The following is a 4,446-nucleotide window of genomic DNA, read 5'->3' as shown; positions in this document are numbered from 1 at the left end:
ATGACCGAGATTAGACGCACGCCGCTTTTTGGGCTTCACGTTGAGTTGGGCGGCAAGATGGTTGATTTTGCCGGGTGGGAGATGCCGGTTCAGTATCCGCTGGGGATCATGGGCGAGCATAAGCAGTGCCGCGAGAAGGCGGCGTTGTTTGATGTGTCGCATATGGGTCAGGTGATATTGCGGGGCGAGAATGTGGGCGAGAAGCTGGAAGCACTGTGTCCGCAGGCTTATGCGACGCTGAAGGAAGGCAAGGCGCGGTACGGGTTCTTCACCAATGCCGAAGGCGGGATCATGGATGACCTGATCGTGTCGAACGCGGGGGATCATTACTTTGTGGTGGTGAACGCGGCGCTGCGCCATCAGGACATTCCGCATATGCGCGCCAATCTGGACGGGGTTGAGGTGACCGAGATCTTCGACCGCGCGCTGGTTGCGGTGCAAGGCCCCAAGGCCGAGGATGTGGTGGGCGCGCTCTGCCCCGCGGCGCGCGATCTTAAGTTCATGGAAACCACGATTGCCGACATCCTGGGTGTCGAATGCCGCATCTCGCGGCTGGGCTACACGGGCGAGGACGGGTACGAGATCTCGATCCCCGAGGACAAGGCGATCGAGATCACCCGGGCGTTCCTTGCGCATGAGGATTGCGAACCGGCGGGTCTGGGCGCGCGCGACAGCCTGCGGCTTGAAGCCGGTCTGTGCCTTTATGGCAATGACATCGATCAGAGCACCTCGCCGGTCGAGGCCAGCCTTGGCTGGGCGATGCAGAAGCGCCGCAAGGAAGAAGGCGGCTTTCCGGGTGCGGAACGTGTGCAGCGCGAACTGGCCGAGGGGCCTGCGCGCAAGCTGGTGGGCATCAAGCCCGACGGCCGCGCCCCCGCGCGTCAGGGCGTGGAAGTGCAATGCCTTGAGGGCAATACCATCGGTCAGATCACCTCGGGCAGCTTTGGCCCCACGGTCGGCGGCCCGGTTGCGATGGGCTATGTGTCCGCGGGCCATGGCGAGCCGGGCGAGAAGGTCAACCTGATCATCCGGGGCAAGGCGCAACCGGCGCAGATTGTGGCGCTGCCCTTCGTCAAACAGAATTACAAGCGTTGAAGTCAGGAGAGAGACACCATGGCAACCTATTATTCCGAAGAACATGAATGGCTGGCGGTCGACGGCGACACGGCCACGCTGGGCATCACCAAACACGCGGCCGAGCAGCTGGGTGAGGTGGTCTTTGTCGAGCAGCAGGAAGTGGGCGACGAGTTCGAGAAGGATGGCGAGATCGGCGTGATCGAATCCGTCAAGGCCGCCTCCGAGCTTTACGCGCCGGTTGATGGCGAGATTACGGAAGTGAACGAGGCGCTGGCTGACAACCCCGGCGCGCTGAACGACGACCCCGAGGGCGAGGCCTGGATCTACAAGATCAAGATCGCCGATGCCGCGCAGCTGGAAGACCTGATGGACGAAGCCGGCTACAAGGCCTTCATCGGCTAAATCCGGCCCGGAGCCCCAGAGACCGGGGCTCCCTGCTTCATCTTTTCCAAATACTCCCGCCGGAGGCTCCTGCCGTCTCCGCCGGGTCTGACCTATCCTTGAGGAGCGCTGCAATGGCCTTCAAACTGACCGATTACGAAGCCTATGACTTCGCCAATCGCCGCCACATCGGCCCGTCGCCCACCGAAATGCGCGACATGCTGCAGGTGATCGGCTTCAAGACGCTGGACCAGCTGATCGACGCCACCGTCCCGCCCGCGATCCGGCAGAAGGAACCGCTGGACTGGGGCCCGGCGATGACGGAACGCGATGCGCTCTTTCACATGAAGCAGGTGGCGGGCAAGAACAAGGTTCTGACCTCGCTGATCGGTCAGGGATATTACGGCACCACCACTCCGGCGCCGATCCTGCGCAACATCCTGGAAAACCCGGCCTGGTACACCGCCTACACACCTTATCAGCCCGAGATCAGCCAGGGCCGGCTTGAGGCGCTGCTGAACTTCCAGACCATGGTCAGCGACCTGACCGGGCTCGATGTGGCCAACGCCTCGCTGCTCGACGAAGCCACGGCTGCGGCAGAAGCCATGGCAATGGCCAAGCGCGGCGGCCGGTCCAAGGCCAATAACGCGGCCTTCTTCGTGGATCGCAACTGTCATCCGCAGACCATCGCGGTCATCAAAACCCGCGCCGAACCCTTGGGCATCGACGTGCAGGTGGGCGATCCCGATCAGCTGGATGCAGGTGCCGTCTTTGGCGCGATCTTCCAGTATCCGGGCACCCATGGCCATGTGCGCGACTTCACGAACGAGATCGCGGCGCTGCATGAACATAACGCCATCGCCGTTGTCGCCGCCGATATCCTGTCACTGGCGCTGCTGAAATCCCCCGGCGAGATGGGCGCGGATATCGCCATCGGCTCGACCCAGCGCTTTGGCGTGCCGATGGGCTATGGCGGCCCGCACGCCGCGTATATGGCGACCACCGACAAGCTGAAGCGCTCGATGCCGGGCCGGATCATCGGGGTCAGCATCGACAGCCGCGGCAACAAGGCCTACCGCCTGTCGCTGCAAACCCGCGAGCAGCACATCCGCCGCGAAAAGGCGAACTCGAACGTCTGCACCGCGCAGGCGCTGCTGGCTGTCATTGCCTCGATGTATGCGGTCTATCACGGACCCGACGGCATCAAGGCGATCGCGCAATCGGTGCACCGCAAGACCTCGCGCCTGGCCGCCGGTCTGGAAGAGGCGGGATTTGCGGTCGAACCCGAGGTGTTCTTCGACACGATCACGGTCGAGGTCGGTCATCTGCAGAATGTCGTTATGGAGGCCGCCGTGGCCCGTGGCGTCAACCTGCGCAAGGTCGGCGAGACCCGCGTGGGCATCAGCCTGGACGAACAGACCCGCCCCGAGACCATCGAGGCGGTCTGGGGTGCCTTCGGCATCGACCGCAAGGATGACAGCTCGAACAAGCAATACCGCCTGCCGGATTACGCGCTGCGCGAAAGCGCGTACCTGACCCACCCGATCTTCCACAAGAACCGGGCCGAGGCCGAGATCACCCGCTATATGCGCCGTCTGGCCGACCGCGACCTGGCGCTGGACCGGGCGATGATCCCGCTGGGGTCCTGCACCATGAAGCTGAACGCCACGGTCGAGATGATCCCGGTCACCTGGCCCGAGTTCGGCAACCTGCATCCTTTCGTGCCCGAAGATCAGGCGCAGGGCTACCATCAGATGATTGCGGATCTGAACGACAAGCTGTGCCAGATCACCGGGTATGACGCGATCTCCCAGCAGCCCAACTCGGGCGCGCAGGGCGAATATGCGGGCCTTCTGACCATCCGCAACTATCACTTCGCCCGCGGCGAAGGGCAGCGCAATGTCTGCCTGATCCCGACCTCGGCCCATGGCACCAACCCGGCCTCGGCGCAGATGGTGGGCTGGCAGGTTGTGCCGGTGAAATCGGATGACAAGGGCAATATCGATCTGAATGATTTCCGCGAAAAGGCGGAAAAGCATTCGGACCATCTGGCCGCCTGCATGATCACCTATCCCTCGACCCATGGCGTGTTCGAGACCACCGTGCAGGAGGTCTGCCAGATCACCCATGATCACGGCGGTCAGGTCTATATCGACGGCGCCAACATGAACGCCATGGTCGGGCTGGCACGTCCGGGTGACATTGGCGGCGATGTCAGCCACCTGAACCTGCACAAGACCTTCTGCATCCCGCATGGCGGTGGCGGCCCCGGCATGGGTCCGATCGGCGTCAAGGCGCATCTGGCCGAGCATCTGCCGGGCCACCCGGAATACGGCACCGCCGTGGGTCCGGTCTCGGCGGCACCCTTCGGCTCGCCCTCGATCCTTCCCGTCTCATGGGCCTATGTGCTGCTGATGGGCGGTGCGGGGCTGACGCAGGCCACCAAAGTGGCGATCCTGAACGCCAACTACATCGCGGCGCGCCTCAAGGACGCCTATCCGATCCTCTACACGTCGGAAACGGGCCGGGTGGCACATGAATGCATCCTCGACACAAGGCCGCTGGACGAGGCGGCGCATGTCACCGTCGACGATGTGGCCAAGCGCCTGGTCGATTCAGGCTTCCACGCCCCCACGATGAGCTGGCCGGTGGCCGGAACCCTGATGGTCGAGCCCACCGAATCCGAACCCAAGGACGAGCTCGACCGCTTCTGCGACGCCATGCTCTCGATCCGCGCGGAAGCGCAGGACATCATCGACGGCAAGATCGACGCGGAAAACAACCCGCTGAAAAACGCCCCCCACACGGTGCGTGATCTGGTCGGCGACTGGGACCGCCCCTACACCCGCGAACAGGCCTGCTTCCCTCCGGGATCCATGGGCGTCGACAAATACTGGTCCCCCGTCAACCGCGTCGACAACGCATACGGCGACCGAAACCTCGTCTGCACATGCCCACCCATGGACGCATACGAAGACGCCGCAGAGT

3 protein-coding genes are annotated in these 4,446 nt (G+C 63.6%); all 3 read left to right on the top strand.

All coding sequences use genetic code 11. The features are described 5' to 3' along the window. Complete coding sequence (gene gcvT, locus ACR0ES_RS20025) at window positions 1-1,095, top strand: glycine cleavage system aminomethyltransferase GcvT (RefSeq protein ID WP_480560853.1); 1,095 nt, start codon at window positions 1-3, stop codon at window positions 1,093-1,095. Window positions 1,096-1,113: 18 nt separating this feature from the next. Then, window positions 1,114-1,479 (top strand): glycine cleavage system protein GcvH, encoded by a 366-nt coding sequence (gene gcvH, locus ACR0ES_RS20020; RefSeq protein WP_209505056.1) that lies wholly within the window; start codon window positions 1,114-1,116, stop codon window positions 1,477-1,479. A gap of 113 nt (window positions 1,480-1,592) precedes the next feature. Beyond that, on the top strand, window positions 1,593-4,446 hold a 2,854-nt coding region (gene gcvP / locus ACR0ES_RS20015; RefSeq protein ID WP_480871584.1), incomplete at its 3' end, for an aminomethyl-transferring glycine dehydrogenase.

It is taken from the genome of Ruegeria sp. N7, assembly GCF_056531345.1.
The sequence above is the reverse complement of the archived record's forward strand: the minus strand, read 5'-3'. Positions and strand labels throughout refer to the sequence as shown.